The organism is Cryobacterium sp. Y50, from assembly GCF_002929805.1.
Taxonomy (GTDB): Bacteria; Actinomycetota; Actinomycetes; order Actinomycetales; family Microbacteriaceae; genus Cryobacterium.
Genome location: NZ_PJJM01000093.1, coordinates 80623 through 99588, shown reverse-complemented (window position 1 = coordinate 99588; position 18966 = coordinate 80623). Strand labels below are relative to the sequence as shown.

The window sequence follows — 18966 nt, the reverse complement described above, 5'->3', positions numbered from 1 at the left end:
ACTTCAGCTCAGCTCATCAATTAGTTCAAGGGAGAACGCAAATGTTGAATCACACGAAGCACAGTGACGCACGTGTAGGGAAGAAAAAGAACCTGATCAGGTGCCTTCACCTATCGTTGGCGGCTGTCGCTGCCCTTTCGCTCGCGGGTTGCGGGCTCTCAGAGCCAGATGCGGTGGGTGATGCCTCCAATAGTGGCGACAGCAAGGTCCTAAGGCTGGCTCACGTCTATGAGGCAAGTCATCCTATGGAGACCTGTGGCGTAACCGCACTCAACCGGGAACTCGAAGACAGCGGTATCAGCATCGAGAGTTTTCCCAGCGGTCAGCTGGGCTCTGAAGCAGAGTCCCTGGAGCAGGTCGCTCTCGGCGGCCTTGACCTGGCAATAGCGGGCCCGTCATTCCTCGGGGTCTGGCATGACGAGGCCGCTGTCCTGGACGGCGCGTATCTGTTCGACAGCGTCGATCACTTCGCCGAAACTATCGCCGGGCCCACCATGGCGAAAATCTACGATGAAATGAGCGAGGAGACCGGTATCAAGGTGTTGTCCGGTTGGTATTACGGCACCAGGCAGGTGACGTCCAACAAGGAGATCAACGGTCCCGACGATATGAACGGCGTAAAAATCCGAACGCCTGATGCTCCCCTTTATCTGACGAACATCAAGATCATGGGCGGAACGGCAACGCCCATGGCCTTGGGTGAGGTTTACCTGGCGCTTCAACAGGGCGTGATTGATGCCCAGGAGAACCCCATTCCGACAATTTCGACGGCCAAGTTCAATGAGGTTCAGGACTTCATCAACATCACCGGTCACATGATTCAGGGCGTCAACATCGTGACGAATACTGCGCTCTTCGAGGCGCTCAGTTCTGAGCAACAGTCTGCACTGGAGGACGCCATGGCCATTGCCGCGGCTGAAGTGCGCGAGTGCGTCGAAACTCAGGAGCAAGATATCCTCGTCGACTGGAAGGCGGACGGCAGCATCACAGTCAATGAGGATGTCGACCGTGACGCCTTTGCGAAGCGGGCGAGAGAAATGCTTCCCAACGAGGTCACGTGGGGCGATCTGTACAAAGACATCCAGAGCGACAAATAACGATGGTTCATCCGGACGAACCTGACTATCTGGAGTCAAGATTCGCGGGGATCCGAGCCGTTGTCACTGTTGAACGACTGTTGGCTGCAGGACTCCTAGTGCTCATCTTGGTGCTCATTCTGACCCAAGTGATCAGTCGTTTTGTGTTCTCTGCTCCGTTCACGTGGACGGAAGAGCTTGCGCGTTTCGCGCTGGTGTGGCTGACCTTTATTTCGGCTGGATTCGTTATGGCCAGACGACTGCACGTCACGGTCGATTTGATCGCAGCGAAGCTGTCGGGGATCGCTGCGAAGGCCGTGAATTGCTTCTCGATCGGGGTCGTGCTCGCCGTGTCAGCTTCGATGGCCGTCGCCGGTGCACAGTTCGCATTTTCAGCCGCCAAATTGAATGCGCCGGCCACCCAGATTCCGATGAGCGTTGTCTATGCTTCTGCGGTTGTCGGCTTTGGGCTGATCTTTCTCCACGGTGTGCTCAACACCTACGTGGATGTTAGGCACCCCGATCAGGCACCTGTCATTGTGGCAAACCTCGAAGACGTCACCGGCACGGATATCCCCGAAGGGCCACACTCGTGATACTCCTATTCATGCTCGGAGGACTTCTGGTCCTGCTCGCCCTGCGAGTACCTGTCGCAATCTCGCTTCTGGTGCCATCGCTCGTCTATGTACTCCTCGACCCGACCGCGTCGTTGGGGATCGCTGTTCAGAGAACGGTTTCCGGAGTTAACAATTTTGCGATTCTCGCGGTGCCCCTGTTCATCCTGCTCGGAAACCTGGCGAACATCTCAGGGTTGTCGGATCGGCTCTACACCACCGCTATCGCCTTCCTCGGGCACATTCGCGGAAGCCTGGGGTACGTAAATATCGCCACGAGCTTCGGGTTCTCATGGATGAGTGGTGCGGCCATCGCGGATGCCGCAGCCATGGGCAAGATTCAAGTTCCGGCGATGAAGAAACGGGGCTATAGCGAGGAATTTAGCCTTGGGATCACAGGCGCTTCGTCGATGATCGCGCCGATGATCCCGCCCAGTATCCCGGCTATCATCTACGCGGTTACGGCCGGTGTCTCCGTCGGGGCACTATTCATGGCCGGGATCCTCCCGGCGTTGGTGTTGATCGCCTGCTTGTGCGTAATGGTGTGGTGGCTCATGCGAAAGCAGAGACACCTTGTGTTGCCAAGAACAGGTTGGGCGGCGCGCGGCCGTTCCTTGCTCGGTTCACTCCCGGCCTTGGGAGCAGCCGTGATCATTCTCGGTGGAATTCTCAGTGGCGTGTTCACCCCCACGGAGGCGGCCGGCGTCGGAGTACTGTACATCTTCGTTATCGCGCTGATCTACGGCTCCCTGACCTGGCGAAAGGTGTACCGGATCCTGCTGGGATCCGTGGAGACGACGGGCTCGGTGTTGCTCATCGTTGCCGCGGCTGCGCTGTTCGGTTGGGTTCTTGCCCGAGAGCAAGCGCCACAGCTTGCGGCGGAATTCATTCTGAATTTCACATCAAGCCCGATCGTATTTCTCATTCTGGTCAACGTGTTGTTGCTGATCATTGGCGCGGTTCTCGAACCCACCGCTGCAATTCTCATCCTGGTGCCCGTCTTGGGCCCCGTTGCCGAGACCTTCGGCATCAGCCCCGTGCATTTCGGAGTTGTAGTGATCTTCAATCTTCTGATCGGACTCCTTACACCGCCGGTCGGGCTGGTCCTCTTCGTCTTGTCCAGTGTGACCAATGTGCCGGTCACTCGGGTCATCAAGGGAGTTGTGCCGTTTTTCATCCCAATGTTGGCAACTCTCGTCGTCATCACTTTTGTACCCGCGCTCAGCATGTGGCTACCAGCCGTGCTGGGCTTCACCTAAATCAGATTGAGAGTTTTCCATGTCCAAGATCACTTCAGTTCGCACGCAGGACGTGCGCTTTCCCACTTCACTCGAGTTGGACGGCTCGGACGCCGTCAACGTTGACCCCGACTATTCATCCGCTTACGTGGTCATCTCGACCGACAGTGGTGAGACCGGTCACGGATTCGTGTTCACCTGTGGCCGCGGCAACGAGATAGTCACCGCCGCCATCCGGTCATATGGCCAGCTCCTCGTCGGCCGCAACATCGACGAGCTCATAGGAGACCTCGGAGAGGCCTCCCGACGGCTCGTGCACGATTCCCAGATGCGGTGGCTCGGCCCAGAAAAGGGAGTCTCGCACATGGCCTGCGGGGCGCTGACCAACGCCTTGTGGGATCTCCGCGCCAAGCGAGAAAAGAAGCCGCTTTGGCTCCTCCTGAGCGAAATGCCGGTCGAAGAGGTCGTGAGCGTCGTTGACTTCACTCATATCCAGAACGCATTGACTCCGAGCGATGCTCTCGACCTTCTGAGTCGTGGCGCGAGTGGAAAGGAAGCCCGTATTGCCCAGCTTCAGCTGGATGGTTTCCCCGCTTACACGACAACCCCGGGGTGGTTGGGCTACAGCGATGAGAAGCTTGTGCGACTGAGCCGACAGGCCGTGGCGGACGGCTTCGGGATGATCAAACTCAAGGTCGGTGGCAACCTCGCCGACGACAGGCGCCGTATGCGCCTGGCGCGGGAAGCAGTGGGTAGTCAAGTCAAAATTTCTATCGATGCAAACCAACGCTGGGAAGCGCAAGAGGCGATCGACTGGGTCAACGAACTGGCAGAATTCGACCCCTGGTGGATCGAGGAGCCCACGAGCACTGATGACATCCTCGGGCATGCCCAGATTCGCCGTGGGGTGAAGCCTGTCAAGGTCGCCACGGGAGAAGCCGTCGCCAACCGCATTGTTTTCAAGCAATTGCTTCAGGCAGAAGCCATCGACGTGATTCAGATCGATTCAACACGAGTGGCTGGAGTGAACGAAAACGTGGCCAACCTGCTTTTGGCAGCAAAATTTGATATCCCGGTATGTCCCCACGCCGGTGGCGTGGGCCTGTGTGAACTGGTACAACACTTCTCCTTCTTCGACTACGCAGCCGTCAGCGGAACGATGGACAACCGCATGATCGAGTTCGTGGACCACCTGCACGAGCATTTCACCGAGCCGGCCCGGGTGGAGAATGGCCGTTATCAGGCACCTCGGCTGCCGGGTACGAGTGCTGAGATGCATCCCGCATCTCGCGATCGCTGGGAGTTCCCGGCCGGTGCTGGGTGGCTGGAGATCACGCAGGGTGCAGCCGCCGGTAACGGGCAGTTTTGATCATCGCAATGAGTGCCGAACAGCAGATCGAGGCCGCCCATTCCGCTTTCACAGCGTCGCGAGACGTGACCCCGCACGTGAGAGCTTCCTGGTTGGAGGCAATAGCTGCGGCGTGTGAGGCTCACGCTGACGAGCTGGTGGCGCTGGCACAGGCGGAGACCCACTTGGCCGACAATCGCCTCGGGGGTGAACTTCGACGTACTGTCTTTCAGCTGCGACTGTACATTGCGGAAATCCTGGCCGGGGAGAACCTCGATGCCACTATCGACCATGTGGATGTTGCGTGGGGTATGGGACCACGGCCCGACATCCGACGGGTGAATATCCCGCTAGGCGTCGTGGGTGTATTCGGTGCGTCAAACTTTCCCTTTGCCTTCAGCGTGCTCGGCGGCGACACCGCATCGGCTCTCGCGGCCGGTTGCGCAGTCGTACACAAGATTCACGAAGGGCACGAGGAACTCGGGCGCCGCACGGGAGAGGTGGCCATCGAAGCGCTGCGAACTGCTGGCGCACCAGAGCACCTGCTCTCGACCGTCACTGGCCGCGACGCTGCGGAAGCCCTCGTCGATCATCCGCTGACCCGGGCTGTCGGCTTCACCGGCTCCACACGCAGCGGACGGGCACTACTCGATCGGATCGCCGCGCGTGATCGTCCCATCCCGTTCTACGGCGAGTTGGGCAGCATCAACCCGGTTTTTGCGACTGAACGGGCTTGGGCGCTGCGTGGAGATGAGATTCTGACGGCCTATGCGCAGTCGTTCACCATGGGCATGGGCCAGTTTTGCACTAAGCCCGGGCTGTTATTCGCCCCAACCAACCGCGATCAGGTGGTTCGGGTGATGGGAATCCACGTCGCTCAGGGGCAGCGCACGCCCTTGTTGACCGCCAGACTCCGAGCGGGCTTTGATTCGGTCTTGGACGAGATGTGTGCCACCGAAGGTATTGAGGTGGTACTGGCGGGCGACTTCGCCGAATCACCCGCTCCGACCGTGCTCCTGACAACGGCAGAGGTCATCCGGGCCAACCCAGCAATATTGGAACAAGAAATGTTCGGACCGGCGACGCTGGTGATTCGCTATAAGCCCGGAGAGGACTTGGCCGCTCTGGCCACACTCCTTGACGGCCAGCTGACCGCAAGCGTGCAGGCGCAAGCCGAGGAGGATATCGACCCACTCCTGGCCGTCTTGCGGGAAAAAAGTGGACGAGTGTTGTGGAATGAGTGGCCAACGGGCGTGACCGTCTCGTATGCGCAACACCATGGCGGACCTTATCCTGCAACAACCGCCGAGCGCACGACCTCGGTAGGACCGGCCGCGATCGCGCGGTTCATGCGGCCGGTCGCCTACCAGGGCTTTCCGTCGGTGCAGCTTCCTCCCTCGCTGCAAGACGAGAACCCGTGGCAAATCTCCCGCCGCGTCGATGGGCATTGGCAACGCCAAGATTCTGGCACAGAGAGCACATCATGAGCGAGGACGACAACCTCGGAATTTTGCCACTCGATGCAGATGATGCTCTCCTGGTTGGTCGGGTGTGGGATCCCCGTACGGGGGGACCACGTGTCGCTTCTGTGCGCGGCGGGCAGGTCTATGACCTGACCGATACGGTCAATACTGTGTCGGAGCTGATCGACAGAACGGATGTCGTCGACATCATCGGTTCCTGCGCCGGAAAACCTCGATGGCAACTATCCGACCTGGTGGCGGCATCCGTAGCCGAAGACCCGACTCGGCCTCATCTGCTTGCCCCGGTTGACCTGCAAGTCGTCAAGGCTTGTGGGGTGACCTTCGTTGAGAGCATGATTGAACGAGTCATTGAAGAGAAATGCGCTGGCGATCCCTCCCGTGCAGCCGAGGTGCGTGCGCTCGTCGTCGAGGCTTTGGGTGGTAATCTCGCGTCCTTGCGTCCGGGGACTGATGAGGCCGCTGCAACGAAGAAAATTTTGGTCGCGCAAGGAATGTGGTCGCAGTATCTCGAAGTAGGTATCGGCCCAGATCCGGAAGTGTTCACTAAGGCGCCCGTGCTCTCATCCGTCGGTTTTGGAGCGCGCGTTGGTATTCCAACGTTCTCCGCGTGGAGCAATCCAGAACCCGAACTTGTGCTCGTGGCCGACTCGCGGGGAGAAGTGCGGGGTGCCACCCTCGGCAACGATGTCAACCTTCGAGACGTGGAAGGGCGAAGCGCTCTGCTCTTGGGAATGGCGAAGGACAACAATGCATCAAGTGCGGTCGGCCCTTTCATTCGGCTCTTCGACAGTGCCTTTACCATTGACGCCCTGCGCACCGAAGAAATCACTCTCACTGTGTTGGGCGTCGAAGGCTACTCCCTGCGGGGACAAAACTCCGTGGCCCGCATCAGTCGGCCATTTGAAGAACTGGTCGCCGCGGCTCGTGGGTCGCACCATCAGTACCCTGACGGATTTGCCTTATTTACCGGAACCTTGTTCTCGCCCACTCAAGATCGAGGCGCGCCGGGGCTCGGTTTCACCCACGAGCTAGGCGACATCGTGACTATTCAGAGCGACCACCTCGGAAGCCTGCGCAACGTGACCGGCATCACAGAGGAGCTCCCTCCGTGGACCTTCGGAATCCGCGCTTTGTTCAGCTATCTGGCCAACCTGCTTCCGGTGAAGGAGAGAGTATGAAACTTATTCGGTATGGCGCCCTTGGAGCCGAGAAACCAGCCGTTCTCGGCACGGACGAGCACGGTGTCGAAATTGCGCACGACCTGACCGCGTTAACCGACGACGTCACCGGTGAATTTCTGGCAAACGGTGGGATCGAAATCGTGCGTCAGGCGCTCCGGGAGGGCAGTCTGCCTGTTATCGACCTAAGCGGGGAACGCCTGGGAGCACCGATCGCGCGCCCATCGGCAATTATCTGCATCGGAATGAACTATGCCGAGCATGCCGCCGAATCCGGGTCTGCGCCGCCCACGGTGCCGATCATCTTTCTCAAGACACCAAACACCGTGGCGGGGCCTGATGACGACACCCGCATTCCCCGCCACAGTTCCAAGACCGATTGGGAGGTCGAACTAGGCGTCGTCATCGGCCGGCGAGCGAGTTACCTCGACACCGTTGAGCAATCCGCCGACCACATCGCGGGCTATGTCACGGCCAATGATCTATCTGAGCGCACCTTTCAATTGGAGGATTCTGGCGGCCAATGGTCGAAAGGGAAATGCTCACCGGGTTTCTCTCCGCTCGGGCCTTGGCTGGTGCCGGCGGAGGAGGTGGATGCGAGTTCTCTGCGGCTGCGCAGCTGGGTCAATGGGCAAGCGCGGCAAGACTCCAACACCTCCGACATGATCTTCCCGGTCGACTACCTGATCTACCACCTCAGCCAATATCTCACTTTGGAACCGGGTGACGTCGTGCTGACCGGGACCCCGCGTGGCGTCGCTCTGTCCGGTAAATACCCCTATCTCAGTGGTGGAGATGTTGTGGAGATCGAAGTCGAGGGGTTAGGCAGGCAGCGCCAGACCTTCGTACACGCATGACAAAAAGCACTGGACTGGAGAAATCGATGAAATCGGAATTGGATGGTTTGGTAGTGCTCGTTACGGGCGGTGCTTCGGGAATTGGCGCGGCCACAGCAAATCGCATGGCAGCGATGGGCGCCCAGGTCGTGGTGCTGGATCTGATGCCCGTCACGGCGGACGTGCCGCACGTGGTGGTAGAAGCGGATGTGTCTGACGACGAGTCTGTTCGGCGCGCTGTCGCTGCCGTCATCACGCGTTTCGGTCGACTGGACATCGTCGTCAACAACGCTGGGATCGGCGCGCAGGGGACCATCGCGGATAATTCTGAGGAAGAGTGGCACCGGGTGCTGGACATTAATGTTCTCGGGATTGTGCGTGTCACTCGCGCTGCCTTGCCTTACCTGCGCAAGTCGCCATCAGCGGCCATCGTCAATACGGCTTCGGTGGCAGCAACAGCCGGTCTGCAGAATCGCGCACTTTACTCAGCATCTAAGGGTGCGGTGGTGGCGTTGACCCTGAGCATGGCAGCCGACCATCTCCACGAGGGCATTCGGGTCAACTGCGTCAATCCCGGTACCGCGGACACGCCTTGGGTTGAGCGCCTATTACAGACAGCAACAGACCCAGCCGCGGAACGCGCTGCCCTGGAAGCACGTCAACCCCATGGTCGGCTGGTGAAGCCCGAGGAAGTGGCAGCAGCCATCGCGTTTCTGGCATCCCCATCAGCCGGTTCGACGACCGGGACGGCGCTGGCCGTGGACGGGGGGATGCAGGGTTTACGGTTACGACCGGTGGTCTAAGCCGATTCTTCAAGAGAGATTCTGGGGCCGGTGACTTTGAGCGTCGTATTCTGTTGTGGAACGCCCACGATAAGGATCAGAGGCTGTTCGCGGGCACGACGCTGACCGGCGATTTGCCGGTGAGTGACGCATCCGCTGAAAGAATTGGGGTGTATTTCAATGATGCTACCGGCGCGAAGATGAACACTCATCTCGATACGCGCATCGACCTGGGCGAGGTGGCCTGTCGCAACGACGGGCGACCGTACTACGCGGTCGACCTGGCGCTGATGAACACGGCTCTGCTCGACGCGGACGTGTCGCTGAGGCGGAGCGGTTACCGGGCCGGGCGCGTTCGGAGTGGTGCAGGTCAACATCAAGACGATCATTCTGGCCTATGGACCGCCTGACTCACAGAATCTGGAAGTGACGCGCGGGAGCGAGACCATGCCGTATCATCCGGCGAGTGAAGCAGGGTATCCGGTGAGTCAGCTGGCGGTGGAATTGGCTCCGGGAGAGACCTCGACGACTCGGTTCTACTTCATTGGCGCGGATGCAAAGTATGGAGCGCTTGAAGTCATGCACACGCCCGTGCTGAACCTGCTTGAGTCCAAGCGTGTGGAAGTACGGTACGAAGAGATGGAGGGGTGACGGGCACCGGGGCCTGCCCATAGCAACGCAGCACCTTGTCGGCATTGCGCTCGGCGTGTGAGGTGCCGCCGACGTGGATGAGGCGCGGGAACATAGTGAGCTGGTGGTCGCCGAGCTTACGGCGCGGCTTTGACCACGACTACTTCGAGCCCCGCTGTGCGCAGTTGGGAAAGAATGTCTGGGTCGGCGTTGTCATCTGTAATGAGCACATCAATTTGGTTGAGATCAGCGACCAGCGCAAAGGTTTCGTTTCCCAGCTTCGACGAATCGGCCAGGGCGATCACCATGCGTGCCGAATCGATCAGAACGCGTTTGAGTTCAGCATCTTCCAGGTTGTAATCCGTTGCACCGGCGTCAGCGGTCAGCCCGCCCAGACCGATGAAAGCTTTGTCAACGCGCATGGTGCGGTAGTTCGCCACGGCAGAATTTCCCGTCATGTTGAGCTCGTCTGCGCGAACGACGCCCCCAGAGATGATGAGACGGATAGAGCGGTCGAGTGCGTGATGTGTGGCCACGGCCCAGGCGACGCGCAGATTCGAGGTCACGATCGTCAGATTGCTGCGGCCGACGAGCTCATCCACCATGGGCAACACCGTAGAGCCAACGTCGAGTGCAATTGCATCCCCATCGTTCACATAGAGTGCGGCCGCCGCCGCGATAGCCGTTTTCGTTTCCGTCGACTGTAGTGACCGAGAACGGTAGGTCGGTTCGAACGCTCGCCCCAGTGCGCGCACGGCGCCACCATGCACCCGTCGCAACGAGCCGGTGGATTCAAGCTCCAGGAGGTCGCGACGGGTTGTCATCTCAGAGACTTCGAGCAAACGCGCCAATTCCGACACTTCCACCCGCTCCGAGGCTTCGAGAATTTGCAGAATGCGTTGGTGGCGCTTGTTTTTCACGATCGGCCTTCCTGAACACGCGGAATCATGGTTATTCGAACATTTTCAGTGTATCATTCAACCAATACTTGTTCGATTTATCTCGATCCCTGACTGAAAGGTCTGTTGTCATTGTGACTTGGCTAGATGAGCTATTCCCTGTAAAGAAGCCTGTTATCGGCATGTGCCACCTGCAGGCGCTGCCCGGCGATCCTGGTTTTGACCAGGTTGGCGGCGTAGATCGCGTCATGGAACTGGCGTTGCGAGAGATCGAGGCCCTGCAGGCCGGTGGGGTCGACGGAATCCTCATCTCCAACGAGTTCAGCCTTCCGTATCTCACCAAGGTGGAACCCATCACGACCACAACCATGGCGCGCATTATCGGGCAACTTCGCGAACACATCACCGTGCCGTTCGGGGTGAATGTGCTCTGGGATGCCAACGCCTCGATCGATCTGGCGGTCGCCACTGGCGCGTCATTCGTGCGCGAGATTTTCACGGGAGTCTATGCATCCGACTTTGGCCTGTGGAACACCGACGTAGGCGCTACTGCTCGTCACCGCGTGGCTGTGGGCGGCGAGAACGTGCGCCTTCTGTTCAACATCGTTCCGGAGGCGGCGCGATACCTCGCCGACCGGTCGATTGCCTCGGTTGCCAAGTCCACCGTGTTCAACTGCCGTCCCGACGGTCTTTGCGTGTCCGGGCTCATCGCCGGCGCGGCGACCGACACGAGTGTGCTGCGCACGGTGAAGGACAACGCGGGCTCCACGCCCGTCGTTGTCAACACGGGCGTCAACGCCAACAACGTGGCCGAGCAACTGTCCATCGCCGACGCTGCCATCGTGGGAACCTACTTCAAGGTTGACGGGGTCTTTGAGAATGCCGTCGATACCGCGCGAGTGACCAAGCTCATGACCGAAGTACACGCACTGCGCCAAGGATTGTAAATGTCGGCGGCCGCAAACGGACTCTTTCTGGGCATCGATATCGGCACCTTTGAAACTAAGGGTGTATTGGTTGATTGTGCCGGCGTCGTCGTGGCGCAAGCGCGGCGCCCGCATACCCTGGCTACACCGGTTGCTGGCCATGCCGAGCACGATGCTGAAACGGTGTGGTGGCAGGCGCTGACTGAAATTGCTCAAGCGCTTATCACCGACCCCGCCGTGGCCGGCCGCGTCGACTGCGCCATTCGAGCGGTGGGCGTCAGCGCCATTGGGCCCTGTGTCCTGCCGATTGATGCGAACTTGAACCCGTTGCGACCGGCGATTCTCTACGGCGTTGACACCCGGGCAAGCGCTCAGATTGAGACGCTCACCGAGCGACTCGGTTCGCCCGCCATTCTCGCCCGAGCGGGCAATTCCCTCACCAGTCAGTCGGCCGGCCCCAAAATACTCTGGATAAAAGAAAACGAGCCGGCCGTGTACGATAGCGCCGCATACTTCGTGACCAGTCAGACATTTCTCGTTGCTCGACTGACCGGAGAAATCGTTATCGATCATGGAACGGCCGCCTATTTCCATCCGCTCTACGATTTGGCCAAGCAGGCGTGGAACGTCACCGGCTGTGAAGACTTCATCAGCGTTGAGCAGTTGCCGCGTCTGGCCTGGGCAACCGATATCGCGGGCCATGTCACCGATGCGGCCGCGGCTCAAACGGGTATTCCTGCCGGTACACCCGTGATCGTCGGCACAACAGATGCCCCGGCTGAAGCGGTGGGATCCTCCGTCGTGCACGCCGGAGACCTGATGCTCATGTACGGCTCGTCGACCTACATGATCGAAGTGCTCGACGAGCCGATCACGAGCGACGTGCTCTGGTCGGCGCCCTTCGTTTTTCCGGGCAGTTATGTGCTGGCTGCCGGCACGGCAACCGCCGGAACGCTCACCCACTGGCTGGGCGACGTGCTCGAACTGCAGCCGGGCGGGGAGTCACCGCAGCGCATGTTCTCTGCGCTGCTCCAACTGGCCAACGATTCTGAACCGGGTGCCCGGGGGCTGCTGTTTCTGCCGTATTTCAGCGGCGAACGAACCCCCATCCATGATGCGAACGCGCGCGGAATCATCGCGGGTCTCACCCTGAATCACACTCGAGCCGATATCGCTCGGGCCATGATGGAAGGGATCGGTCACTCGATTGCCGACGCGCTGAATGCATTTGTTCTGGCCGGCAAGCCACCAACACGCATTTATGCGGTCGGCGGTGGAACTAAGAATCCCTTGTTCCTGCAGACCGTGAGCGACCTGACGGACAGCTCGCAGATCGTCGTCGACACCGAAGGCGCTGCATTCGGCGATGCCGCTCTGGCAGCGTTCGGCACGGGTCATCTCACCAGTCGGGCTGAGATCGCGTCGTGGTGTCACACCGGGCGCACGGTAGTGGCGAATGTTGCCAATCAGGCGCAGTTGCGCGCCGACCACGACGACTTCCACCGCCTGTACGCCACAACCAAAGAACTCATCAACGCCCGCGCCACAAAGGAGACGGTATGAATCTGCAATGGGATGCATTGGCCGCGCAAATCGCGACCGGCACTGGGGTCGGTGAAGGCTCGAAAGTTAGCATCTTTTTGACCGACCCGCAGGGCACTCCGGCCGTTGACGCCTTCGTGCGGGAGGTCTATCGCCGCGGCGGCCTGCCCCAGGTGCTCCTAACCGACGAGCGGTTTGATCGCGCTGCGGTTGCTCACGCGTCGATGGAAACCCTCGCCGCACCCGCTGCGCTCGAGGTCGCGTCGATGGAGTGGGCCGACGTTCACGTGTCCTTTCGAGTCATGGCCGCTCCCGACCCGGTGCCGGTCGACGAGGAGCGCCTGGCCCTGCAGCGTAAAAGCAAGGGACACGTCTCGGAGCTGCGCTGGCAGAACACCCGCTGGGCCATCGTTCGGGTGCCGACACCCGAGTGGGCCACGCTCATCGGATGCAGCTATGACGAGCTGATGACACAATTCTTTGCGGGGTGCATTGACGACTGGCATGCCCAGCGGGAACGGTGGGAAGGTGTCGTCGACGTTTTGGACCAGACCGACGAAGTGCGCATCTTGACTCCGGATACGGATCTGCGCCTTCGAGTCGGCGGGCGAAAGTGGATCGTGTTTGCGGGGGAGGCCAACCTTCCCGACGGCGAAGTGGCCACCGCCCCACTCGATGACGGTGTCAATGGTCACATCACGTTTGCGGGCACATTCTGGTTCGCCGGCGCAGAGATCTGCAACCTGCGACTGACCTTTACCGATGGCCGGGTTACCGACATCGTCGCCACTCAGGGTGAAGGCCTGGCGCGCCGACTGTTGGCAACCGACGCGGGTGCCAACCGTGTCGGCGAGTTGGGGATCGGTACCAACGCGGCACTGCAGATTCTGACCGGCGATCTGTTCATCGACGAAAAGATTCTCGGTACCGTACACATCGCACTCGGACGCGCCTACCCGCAATGCGGTGGAACGAACGAATCAGCATTGCACTGGGACATCGTCAAAGATCTGCGGGCTCCGGGCTGCTATCTCTACGTGGGCGAGCTGGCTCTGATCAACGATGGCATCGTGCATCCGCTTCTGGCTTAGCGCGTTTTCCATTCCTGCAAGAACCTGAGAAAGGCTGTCGCGCCGGGGTCTGCCAGGCCGATGCTGCGCTCCTGGAGCCAGGCAGCCCGGCCGCGCCTCGATTGCACGCCCTTAGTGTCTTCGACACCCTTTTCAGCGGCCGCAATAGCCGCGCTGAGCGCGGTGTCGGTCGTCGGTGCGGTTCGGAGCGCGTCGATCGCCGGCATGAGGGCATCCAGGATGGTCTTGTCACCCCGTTGGGACTTGCCCCGGGTGCTGATGCTGTCTGCAGCCGCCTGGGCGAAGTCAATCGAGTCGGTGAGGTCGATCGTGGTCTTACCGGACCACACCTTGGACCCAGCCAGCAGCCCGCCCGCCACGAGGGCAGCCATGGTAGACGGGTTGGCATTAGCGAACGCCTTCGCGCAGGCTTTCGCCACCTCAGACGGTGACACGGAGTCGTCTAGCTGGCCGAGGGCATCGATGACAGCCTGAGAGCCGGATGAAACCGTAATTCCCAGATCGCCATCACCCAGGGCAGCATCGAGATCTCGCAATTCATCCGCGTGCGTCGAGAGGCGGGCCAGCCCGTCAGCGATGGCGGTCTTGAGTTCAGGGGTGTTCATGGATCAGGCCTCTCGAAAGAATGGTGAGTGGGCGGGAGCATTGAGCAACTCCAGCCGATCGTCATTCAGCTTCAGCACGGAAATGGACGCGCCAGCCATTTCCAGGCTGGTGGCATACTCGCCGATATACGACTTGGCGATGGTCAGGCCACGCTCGCTGGTCAGCTGGAAAATGCGCCGGTACAGAACGTAAAGTTCTTCCAGCGGCGTGGCGCCCATGCCGTTGACCAGCACCGCAATGCGGTCGCCCGACGCGATGTCGAGGTCATCGAGAATGGGGGTGAGCAACCGGGCCGCAATGAGATCAGCGCTCTCCAACGCACCGCGATGGATTCCAGGCTCGCCGTGAATGCCAATGCCCACTTCCATCTCACCGTCGGCCAGTTCAAAGGTCGGCTTTCCGGCACTCGGCAGGATCGTCGGCGATAGACCGATACCCATGGTTCCGGTGTGGTCAATGGCGTCTTGGGCGGCAGCAGCGACAGCGGCCAGGTCGTCGCCGCGTTCAGCAGCAGCGCCGGCGCACTTATACGCAAAGAGGATGCCTGCCACACCTCGACGGTCAGCCTTGCGTTCATGCGGCTGGCTGGCGACGTCGTCGGTGCCGAGCACCGAGAGTGTCTCGATGTCCTCCATCTCGGCCAGATCTGCTGCGAGTTCGAAGTTCAACACATCGCCGCCGTAATTCCCGAAGAGATACAGCACCCCGGCACCACCATCGACCGCCTGGGTTGCCTTCAAGACCTGCTCTGACGACGGTGAGGAGAAGACGTTTCCGATGGCGACGCCGTCGCACAGTCCCATGCCGACGTATCCCTTGAACAGCGGGAGGTGGCCGGAACCGCCACCGGTGACGATTCCGACCTTGCCCGCAACGGGGGCGTCAGCACGCACCAGGACACGACGATCGTCACCCGGCGTTTTGAGCAGGGTAGGGTGCGCCAGCAAGATCCCCTCGACGAACTCATCGACGAAGTCGTCGGGATTGTTGATGATTTTTCTCATTGGTTTGAGTCCTTTGCCTGTAGCTGCACTTTTAATTTTCTCTGCTTGAGGACCGCGGATCGCTGGCGGTTGCGGGTGACCTGATCGATGACCATAACTCCGATCAGAATGACGCCCTGCGCGATCGCGTATTCGTAAGAGCTGAGGCGCACAATGTTGAATCCGCTCGATACGATCTGCAGGGTCAGTGTCGCCAGAACAACGCCGAGCACCGTTCCGAAGCCGCCGGTGGGGTTGGTACCGCCGAGAATTGCGATGACAATGACGAGCAATACGTAGGACGACCCGTAGTCGGCGCTCGCCGTGGGGTTACGGCTGATGATGAGTATGCCCGCCAGCGCGGCCAGCGCCCCGCTGATGAGGTAGGTGCTCATGAGGGTGCGCGTCGTGCGAATTCCCGAAAATTTTGCGGCTACCGGGTTAGCGCCCTGCAACAGAATCGTCGATCCCAATGCGGTCTTGTTGATGATCACGGCGATGATCACGGCGACGGCGATGAAGACCACGAAGAGCAGGGGAATGCCGGCGATGGCGCCCGTTCCCACAGTGTTGAGCATGGCCGGCGCGCCGTACAGCGTTTCGCCGCCGGTCCAGACGATTGCAATGCCGTTGAATATTTGCATTGTTCCCAGGGTCGCCAAGATCGGGGTGATTCCGACCTTGCTCACCAGAAGTCCGTTGATGAATCCGCCGAACAGCCCCACCACAAACCCGACCAAAACGATGACCGGGCCGAGGGAGTCCGCGAGGCCCTCGTCGGTGGCGGCGATGGTGGAATAGAGCGTGGAGATGGTGATCGTCGTGAGGTTGGCGATGGCCACGACCGACAGGTCGATGCCGCCCGTGAGCAGCGCTACCATGACCGCCAACGCCAATAAACCGATCTCGGGCGACGTGATTGCAATGTTTTGCAGGTTCAGCGGGTTCAGAAACACCTGCGGCGCGGCGATGGTGAAGATGACGAACGCGAGTAGCGTGAGCAAGATCATGCGTCCAACACCGTGAGAGACATGAAAACGTGCCAGAGAAGACGAGACGACGTTGTCTATTCGTTGATTGGTGCTCCGGGCCGTCTGCAACGCAATTTGACGCGTCTCGTTTGATTTCTGCTCACTCATGACGGCACGACCGTTTCCCGGGGCACGATGACTTTCTTGGACGCTCGACGTGCGCCCAGCGCTTGAATACCGACACCGATGACGAGCAGAAGACCCACTGCGGTGCGTTGCCAAGCCGAGGGGATTCCCATCAGGATGAGGCTGTTGTTGATGAGTTGAATCAGCAGCACGCCCAGGACGGTGCCGAGTACCGACCCGCGACCGCCGAAAATGGATGCCCCGCCCAGCACAACGGCCGCGATGATGTCGAGTTCCGTTCCGAGCAGATCTTGCGGGTTGGCGCTGCGAGTGAGCGTAACGTGCAGCACACCGCCGAAGGCGGCCAGAGCACCGACCAGGGCGTATAGGGCCAGCTGGATTCTCACGACGGAGAAACCGGCCCGCCGCGCGGCTTCGGTATCACCGCCGATTGCGTAAATGCCTCGACCAAACATCGTGCGGCGAAGCATGATGTGAACCAGCAGGCAGAGAATCACTACGGGCACGATGAGAACGTGCAGCGAGGCGACCGTGCTTCCGTCACCGATCGAGACAAGATCCATGGTTGAGAAGTTGGCCATGCTGGCGGGCAGTTCGGCGATATAGCGGGAGCCGACGTAGGCGAGCAGTACTCCCTTGAAGATTCCCTGCGTTCCCAGCGTCACGATGAGGGTCGGAAGCTTGAAACGCGCGATGAGTCCGCCGTTGATGAGCCCAAGCAGGGCCCCCAGCACGAGCGCGACCCCGAGAACGCCGAGTACACCGAAATCCATCCCGCTGGTCTGCATCAGCACGACCGTGGTGTACGCGGAGAAAATCGCGATGGCCGGGAAAGATACGTCGATTCCACCCGAGACGATCACGATGAGAACGCCGAGGGCGAAGATCATCGGAACGACAGAAGCACGGATGATGGAGAAGAATGTGCCAAAACTGAAGAAATCGGGATTGACGGCGGTCATTCCGATGATCAGGAACAACACGATGAGCCCAAGGATGCCTTCGTTGTTGGCCCCACGGAGAGCGGCCGGTGACCATCTCGTCGTCGTCTTCATGCGGACATCCGTTCTTGGATCGCATCGACCTGAATTTCGTCGCCGGTGAACGACGACGTCAACCGGCCTTGCTGAATGACAATGATGCGATTACACACAGAGACGAGCTCGGGAACGTCGTCGGAAATAACGATGAGCCCCATTCCGTGCGCGGCCTCGGCGCGCAGGAGGGTGAGGATCTCTTCCTTTGACCCAACGTCAACGCCTACTGTCGGACCGTTGAGAATGAGAATTTGGGGTTGATTGGCGAGCCATTTGGCCAGGACGACACGCTGCGCGTTTCCGCCAGAGAGACTCCGCACTGGGGCGCTCACATTGGGAGCCTTGATGTGTAGTTTGTCGAAAAAAACCGAGATGGTCCGGGCGATTCGTTTGTTATCGAGCAGGTGATTTTTCATACGATATTTGTCGAGTGAGCTGGCGATCATGTTGTCGGCGATGGATTTGTCCAGGAAAAGCCCCTGTGTGAGCCGGTCCTCGGGCACGTAGCCGATTCCGGCGTCGATGGCATCGCGGATGCTACGGATGTGCACTTTGCTGCCGTTGACGGTAGTGTCCCCGGACTCGGCCGGCAACACTCCGAACAGCGATTCGGCGATCTCGGAACGGCCCGAGCCGAGCAGCCCGGTAATTCCCAGGATTTCACCGCGGTGCAGGTCGAATGTGATGTTCTCGAATTCGCCCATGCGGGTGAGAGCGTGCACTTCCAGCACGGGCCGTTCGTCATACTGGGGTGGGTTGATGACCCGAGACTCGTCGATGTCGCGACCGGTCATATGGCGAGAGATCGATCTGCGGTCGAAGTCTGTCGCTGAGCCTGATGAGACGCGATCGCCGCTGCGCAAGATTGTGATGTCCTGCGAGATCGACAGGGCTTCTTCTAGTTTGTGACTGACAAACATCAGGGCCACTCCGCGGGCCTGAAGTTTTCGTACCAGTGCGAACAACCGGTCGACCTCGGTGTGAGTCAACGCCGTCGTTGGCTCGTCCATGATGATGACCCGGGCGTCGTTGATCAGCGCCCGACAGATTGCTGTGAGCTGGCGGTCTGCCACCGAGAGCGTTTCCACGTAGGCATCGAGGTTGAGAGTGAGACCCAGCTCCTGCACGATAGCGTGAGCGCGCGGGCGGCTCTGGGCGAGAGAAAACGTCTTACGCTTTTGGGCGACGGCGGAGGTCAGCACGATGTTCTCTGCCACTGTGAGGTTTGGAAACAGCGAGAAGTCCTGGTAAATGACCTGGATGCCCAGCTGGATGGCCTTCTTGGGAGTCATGAATGGATGCGAAACTCCGTCGATCAGGATTTCACCGGAATCCGGGCGTTCAGCGCCGCTGATGATCTTGATCAGAGTTGACTTACCGCATCCGTTTTCGCCAGCCAAACAATGAACGTGGCCTGAGGTTAGCGTGAGTGATACCCCTTTGAGGGCAGTCACGCCCCCATAGGTCTTGACGATGTTGCGTGCCTCGAGCACGGGAACTGAGCGATCGGGTGCGGTGGAGTCTGTGTTGCTCATGCTGATCCTTCGCTGAAGGGGATCCTTCGCTGAAGGGGATCCA

General features: G+C 60.0%; 19 protein-coding genes. 13 read left to right on the top strand and 6 right to left on the bottom strand.

All coding sequences use genetic code 11. From position 1 onward, the window contains the following. Nucleotides 1-41 precede the first annotated feature (41 nt). The 10 genes from CXY73_RS11975 to CXY73_RS21990 all read left to right on the top strand — a co-directional run bounded on the left by CXY73_RS11975 (nt 42) and on the right by CXY73_RS21990 (nt 9207). Nucleotides 42-1097 carry a sialic acid TRAP transporter substrate-binding protein SiaP gene (locus CXY73_RS11975; RefSeq protein ID WP_104136326.1) on the top strand — a complete coding sequence of 352 codons (1056 nt, stop codon included), beginning with the start codon at nt 42-44 and terminating at the stop codon, nt 1095-1097. Between the two features lie 98 nt (nt 1098-1195). Then, nucleotides 1196-1672: a TRAP transporter small permease gene (locus tag CXY73_RS11970; protein ID WP_158253097.1), complete on the top strand. Its 477-nt coding sequence runs from the start codon at nt 1196-1198 to the stop codon at nt 1670-1672. After that, nucleotides 1669-2949, top strand: coding sequence for a TRAP transporter large permease (locus CXY73_RS11965; protein WP_104136332.1), 1281 nt, complete (start codon nt 1669-1671; stop codon nt 2947-2949). Before CXY73_RS11970 ends, CXY73_RS11965 begins: the two co-directional genes overlap by 4 nt. 19 nt (nt 2950-2968) lie before the next feature. Beyond that, a complete protein-coding gene (locus CXY73_RS11960) occupies nt 2969-4297 on the top strand; it encodes an enolase C-terminal domain-like protein (protein WP_104136334.1) in 1329 nt (442 codons plus the stop codon). A gap of 8 nt (nt 4298-4305) precedes the next feature. Continuing rightward, entirely contained in the window at nt 4306-5763 is a 1458-nt protein-coding gene (locus tag CXY73_RS11955; protein WP_104177836.1) for an aldehyde dehydrogenase (NADP(+)), read from the top strand. Next, nucleotides 5760-6938: a fumarylacetoacetate hydrolase family protein gene (locus tag CXY73_RS11950; protein WP_104136340.1), complete on the top strand. Its 1179-nt coding sequence runs from the start codon at nt 5760-5762 to the stop codon at nt 6936-6938. Before CXY73_RS11955 ends, CXY73_RS11950 begins: the two co-directional genes overlap by 4 nt. Further along, the gene (locus CXY73_RS11945; protein WP_104177826.1) at nt 6935-7795 is read left to right on the top strand and encodes a fumarylacetoacetate hydrolase family protein; all 861 of its coding nucleotides are present in this window, start codon (nt 6935-6937) and stop codon (nt 7793-7795) included. Before CXY73_RS11950 ends, CXY73_RS11945 begins: the two co-directional genes overlap by 4 nt. Beyond that, on the top strand, nt 7792-8577 hold the full coding sequence (locus CXY73_RS11940) for an SDR family NAD(P)-dependent oxidoreductase (RefSeq protein WP_233198292.1): 786 nt from the start codon (nt 7792-7794) through the stop codon (nt 8575-8577). Before CXY73_RS11945 ends, CXY73_RS11940 begins: the two co-directional genes overlap by 4 nt. Nucleotides 8578-8726: 149 nt before the next feature. Next, entirely contained in the window at nt 8727-8966 is a 240-nt protein-coding gene (locus CXY73_RS11935; RefSeq protein ID WP_233198291.1) for a hypothetical protein, read from the top strand. A gap of 73 nt (nt 8967-9039) precedes the next feature. Further along, nucleotides 9040-9207, top strand: a complete 168-nt coding sequence (locus CXY73_RS21990) for a hypothetical protein (protein ID WP_158254111.1) — start codon at nt 9040-9042, stop codon at nt 9205-9207. A 116-nt stretch (nt 9208-9323) separates the two neighbouring features. On the opposite strand, the gene CXY73_RS11925 is transcribed toward CXY73_RS21990, so the two are convergent. Next, on the bottom strand, nt 9324-10106 hold the full coding sequence (locus tag CXY73_RS11925; protein WP_104136351.1) for a DeoR/GlpR family DNA-binding transcription regulator: 783 nt from the start codon (nt 10104-10106) through the stop codon (nt 9324-9326). Nucleotides 10107-10219: 113 nt separating this feature from the next. Between CXY73_RS11925 and CXY73_RS11920 the strand changes: the two genes are divergently transcribed. The 3 genes from CXY73_RS11920 to CXY73_RS11910 are packed head-to-tail and all read left to right on the top strand — an operon-like array spanning nt 10220 to nt 13644. After that, the gene (locus CXY73_RS11920; RefSeq protein WP_146071739.1) at nt 10220-11032 is read left to right on the top strand and encodes a BtpA/SgcQ family protein; all 813 of its coding nucleotides are present in this window, start codon (nt 10220-10222) and stop codon (nt 11030-11032) included. Next, complete coding sequence (locus tag CXY73_RS11915; RefSeq protein ID WP_104136352.1) at nt 11033-12574, top strand: FGGY-family carbohydrate kinase; 1542 nt, start codon at nt 11033-11035, stop codon at nt 12572-12574. Next, nucleotides 12571-13644, top strand: coding sequence for an aminopeptidase (locus CXY73_RS11910; RefSeq protein WP_104177823.1), 1074 nt, complete (start codon nt 12571-12573; stop codon nt 13642-13644). Before CXY73_RS11915 ends, CXY73_RS11910 begins: the two co-directional genes overlap by 4 nt. On the opposite strand, the gene CXY73_RS11905 is transcribed toward CXY73_RS11910, so the two are convergent. From CXY73_RS11905 to CXY73_RS11885, 5 genes are all read right to left on the bottom strand, one after another. After that, a complete protein-coding gene (locus CXY73_RS11905; RefSeq protein ID WP_104136354.1) occupies nt 13641-14249 on the bottom strand; it encodes a DAK2 domain-containing protein in 609 nt (202 codons plus the stop codon). The genes CXY73_RS11910 and CXY73_RS11905 overlap by 4 nt on opposite strands. A 3-nt stretch (nt 14250-14252) precedes the next feature. Beyond that, a complete protein-coding gene (locus tag CXY73_RS11900) occupies nt 14253-15254 on the bottom strand; it encodes a dihydroxyacetone kinase subunit DhaK (protein ID WP_104177822.1) in 1002 nt (333 codons plus the stop codon). Further along, nucleotides 15251-16243, bottom strand: coding sequence for an ABC transporter permease (locus tag CXY73_RS11895; protein ID WP_104136356.1), 993 nt, complete (start codon nt 16241-16243; stop codon nt 15251-15253). The genes CXY73_RS11900 and CXY73_RS11895 overlap by 4 nt, the downstream gene beginning before the upstream one ends. 125 nt (nt 16244-16368) lie before the next feature. Beyond that, complete coding sequence (locus CXY73_RS11890; protein WP_104136357.1) at nt 16369-17406, bottom strand: ABC transporter permease; 1038 nt, start codon at nt 17404-17406, stop codon at nt 16369-16371. Continuing rightward, nucleotides 17403-18923 carry a sugar ABC transporter ATP-binding protein gene (locus tag CXY73_RS11885; RefSeq protein ID WP_104177821.1) on the bottom strand — a complete coding sequence of 507 codons (1521 nt, stop codon included), beginning with the start codon at nt 18921-18923 and terminating at the stop codon, nt 17403-17405. Before CXY73_RS11885 ends, CXY73_RS11890 begins: the two co-directional genes overlap by 4 nt. Nucleotides 18924-18966: the final 43 nt, after the last annotated feature.

Excerpts from the sequence above, each read along its gene's own strand:
- CXY73_RS11890 (WP_104136357.1), bottom strand. The coding sequence starts at position 17,406 with ATGAAGACGACGACGAGATGGTCACCGGCCGCTCTCCGTGGGGCCAAC.
- CXY73_RS11975 (WP_104136326.1), top strand. The coding sequence starts at position 42 with ATGTTGAATCACACGAAGCACAGTGACGCACGTGTAGGGAAGAAAAAG.
- CXY73_RS11955 (WP_104177836.1), top strand. The coding sequence starts at position 4,306 with ATGAGTGCCGAACAGCAGATCGAGGCCGCCCATTCCGCTTTCACAGCG.
- CXY73_RS11950 (WP_104136340.1), top strand. The coding sequence starts at position 5,760 with ATGAGCGAGGACGACAACCTCGGAATTTTGCCACTCGATGCAGATGAT.
- CXY73_RS11910 (WP_104177823.1), top strand. The coding sequence starts at position 12,571 with ATGAATCTGCAATGGGATGCATTGGCCGCGCAAATCGCGACCGGCACT.
- CXY73_RS11900 (WP_104177822.1), bottom strand. The coding sequence starts at position 15,254 with ATGAGAAAAATCATCAACAATCCCGACGACTTCGTCGATGAGTTCGTC.
- CXY73_RS11945 (WP_104177826.1), top strand. The coding sequence starts at position 6,935 with ATGAAACTTATTCGGTATGGCGCCCTTGGAGCCGAGAAACCAGCCGTT.
- CXY73_RS11940 (WP_233198292.1), top strand. The coding sequence starts at position 7,792 with ATGACAAAAAGCACTGGACTGGAGAAATCGATGAAATCGGAATTGGAT.
- CXY73_RS11905 (WP_104136354.1), bottom strand. The coding sequence starts at position 14,249 with ATGAACACCCCTGAACTCAAGACCGCCATCGCTGACGGGCTGGCCCGC.
- CXY73_RS11915 (WP_104136352.1), top strand. The coding sequence starts at position 11,033 with ATGTCGGCGGCCGCAAACGGACTCTTTCTGGGCATCGATATCGGCACC.
- CXY73_RS11960 (WP_104136334.1), top strand. The coding sequence starts at position 2,969 with ATGTCCAAGATCACTTCAGTTCGCACGCAGGACGTGCGCTTTCCCACT.
- CXY73_RS11885 (WP_104177821.1), bottom strand. The coding sequence starts at position 18,923 with ATGAGCAACACAGACTCCACCGCACCCGATCGCTCAGTTCCCGTGCTC.
- CXY73_RS11895 (WP_104136356.1), bottom strand. The coding sequence starts at position 16,243 with ATGATCTTGCTCACGCTACTCGCGTTCGTCATCTTCACCATCGCCGCG.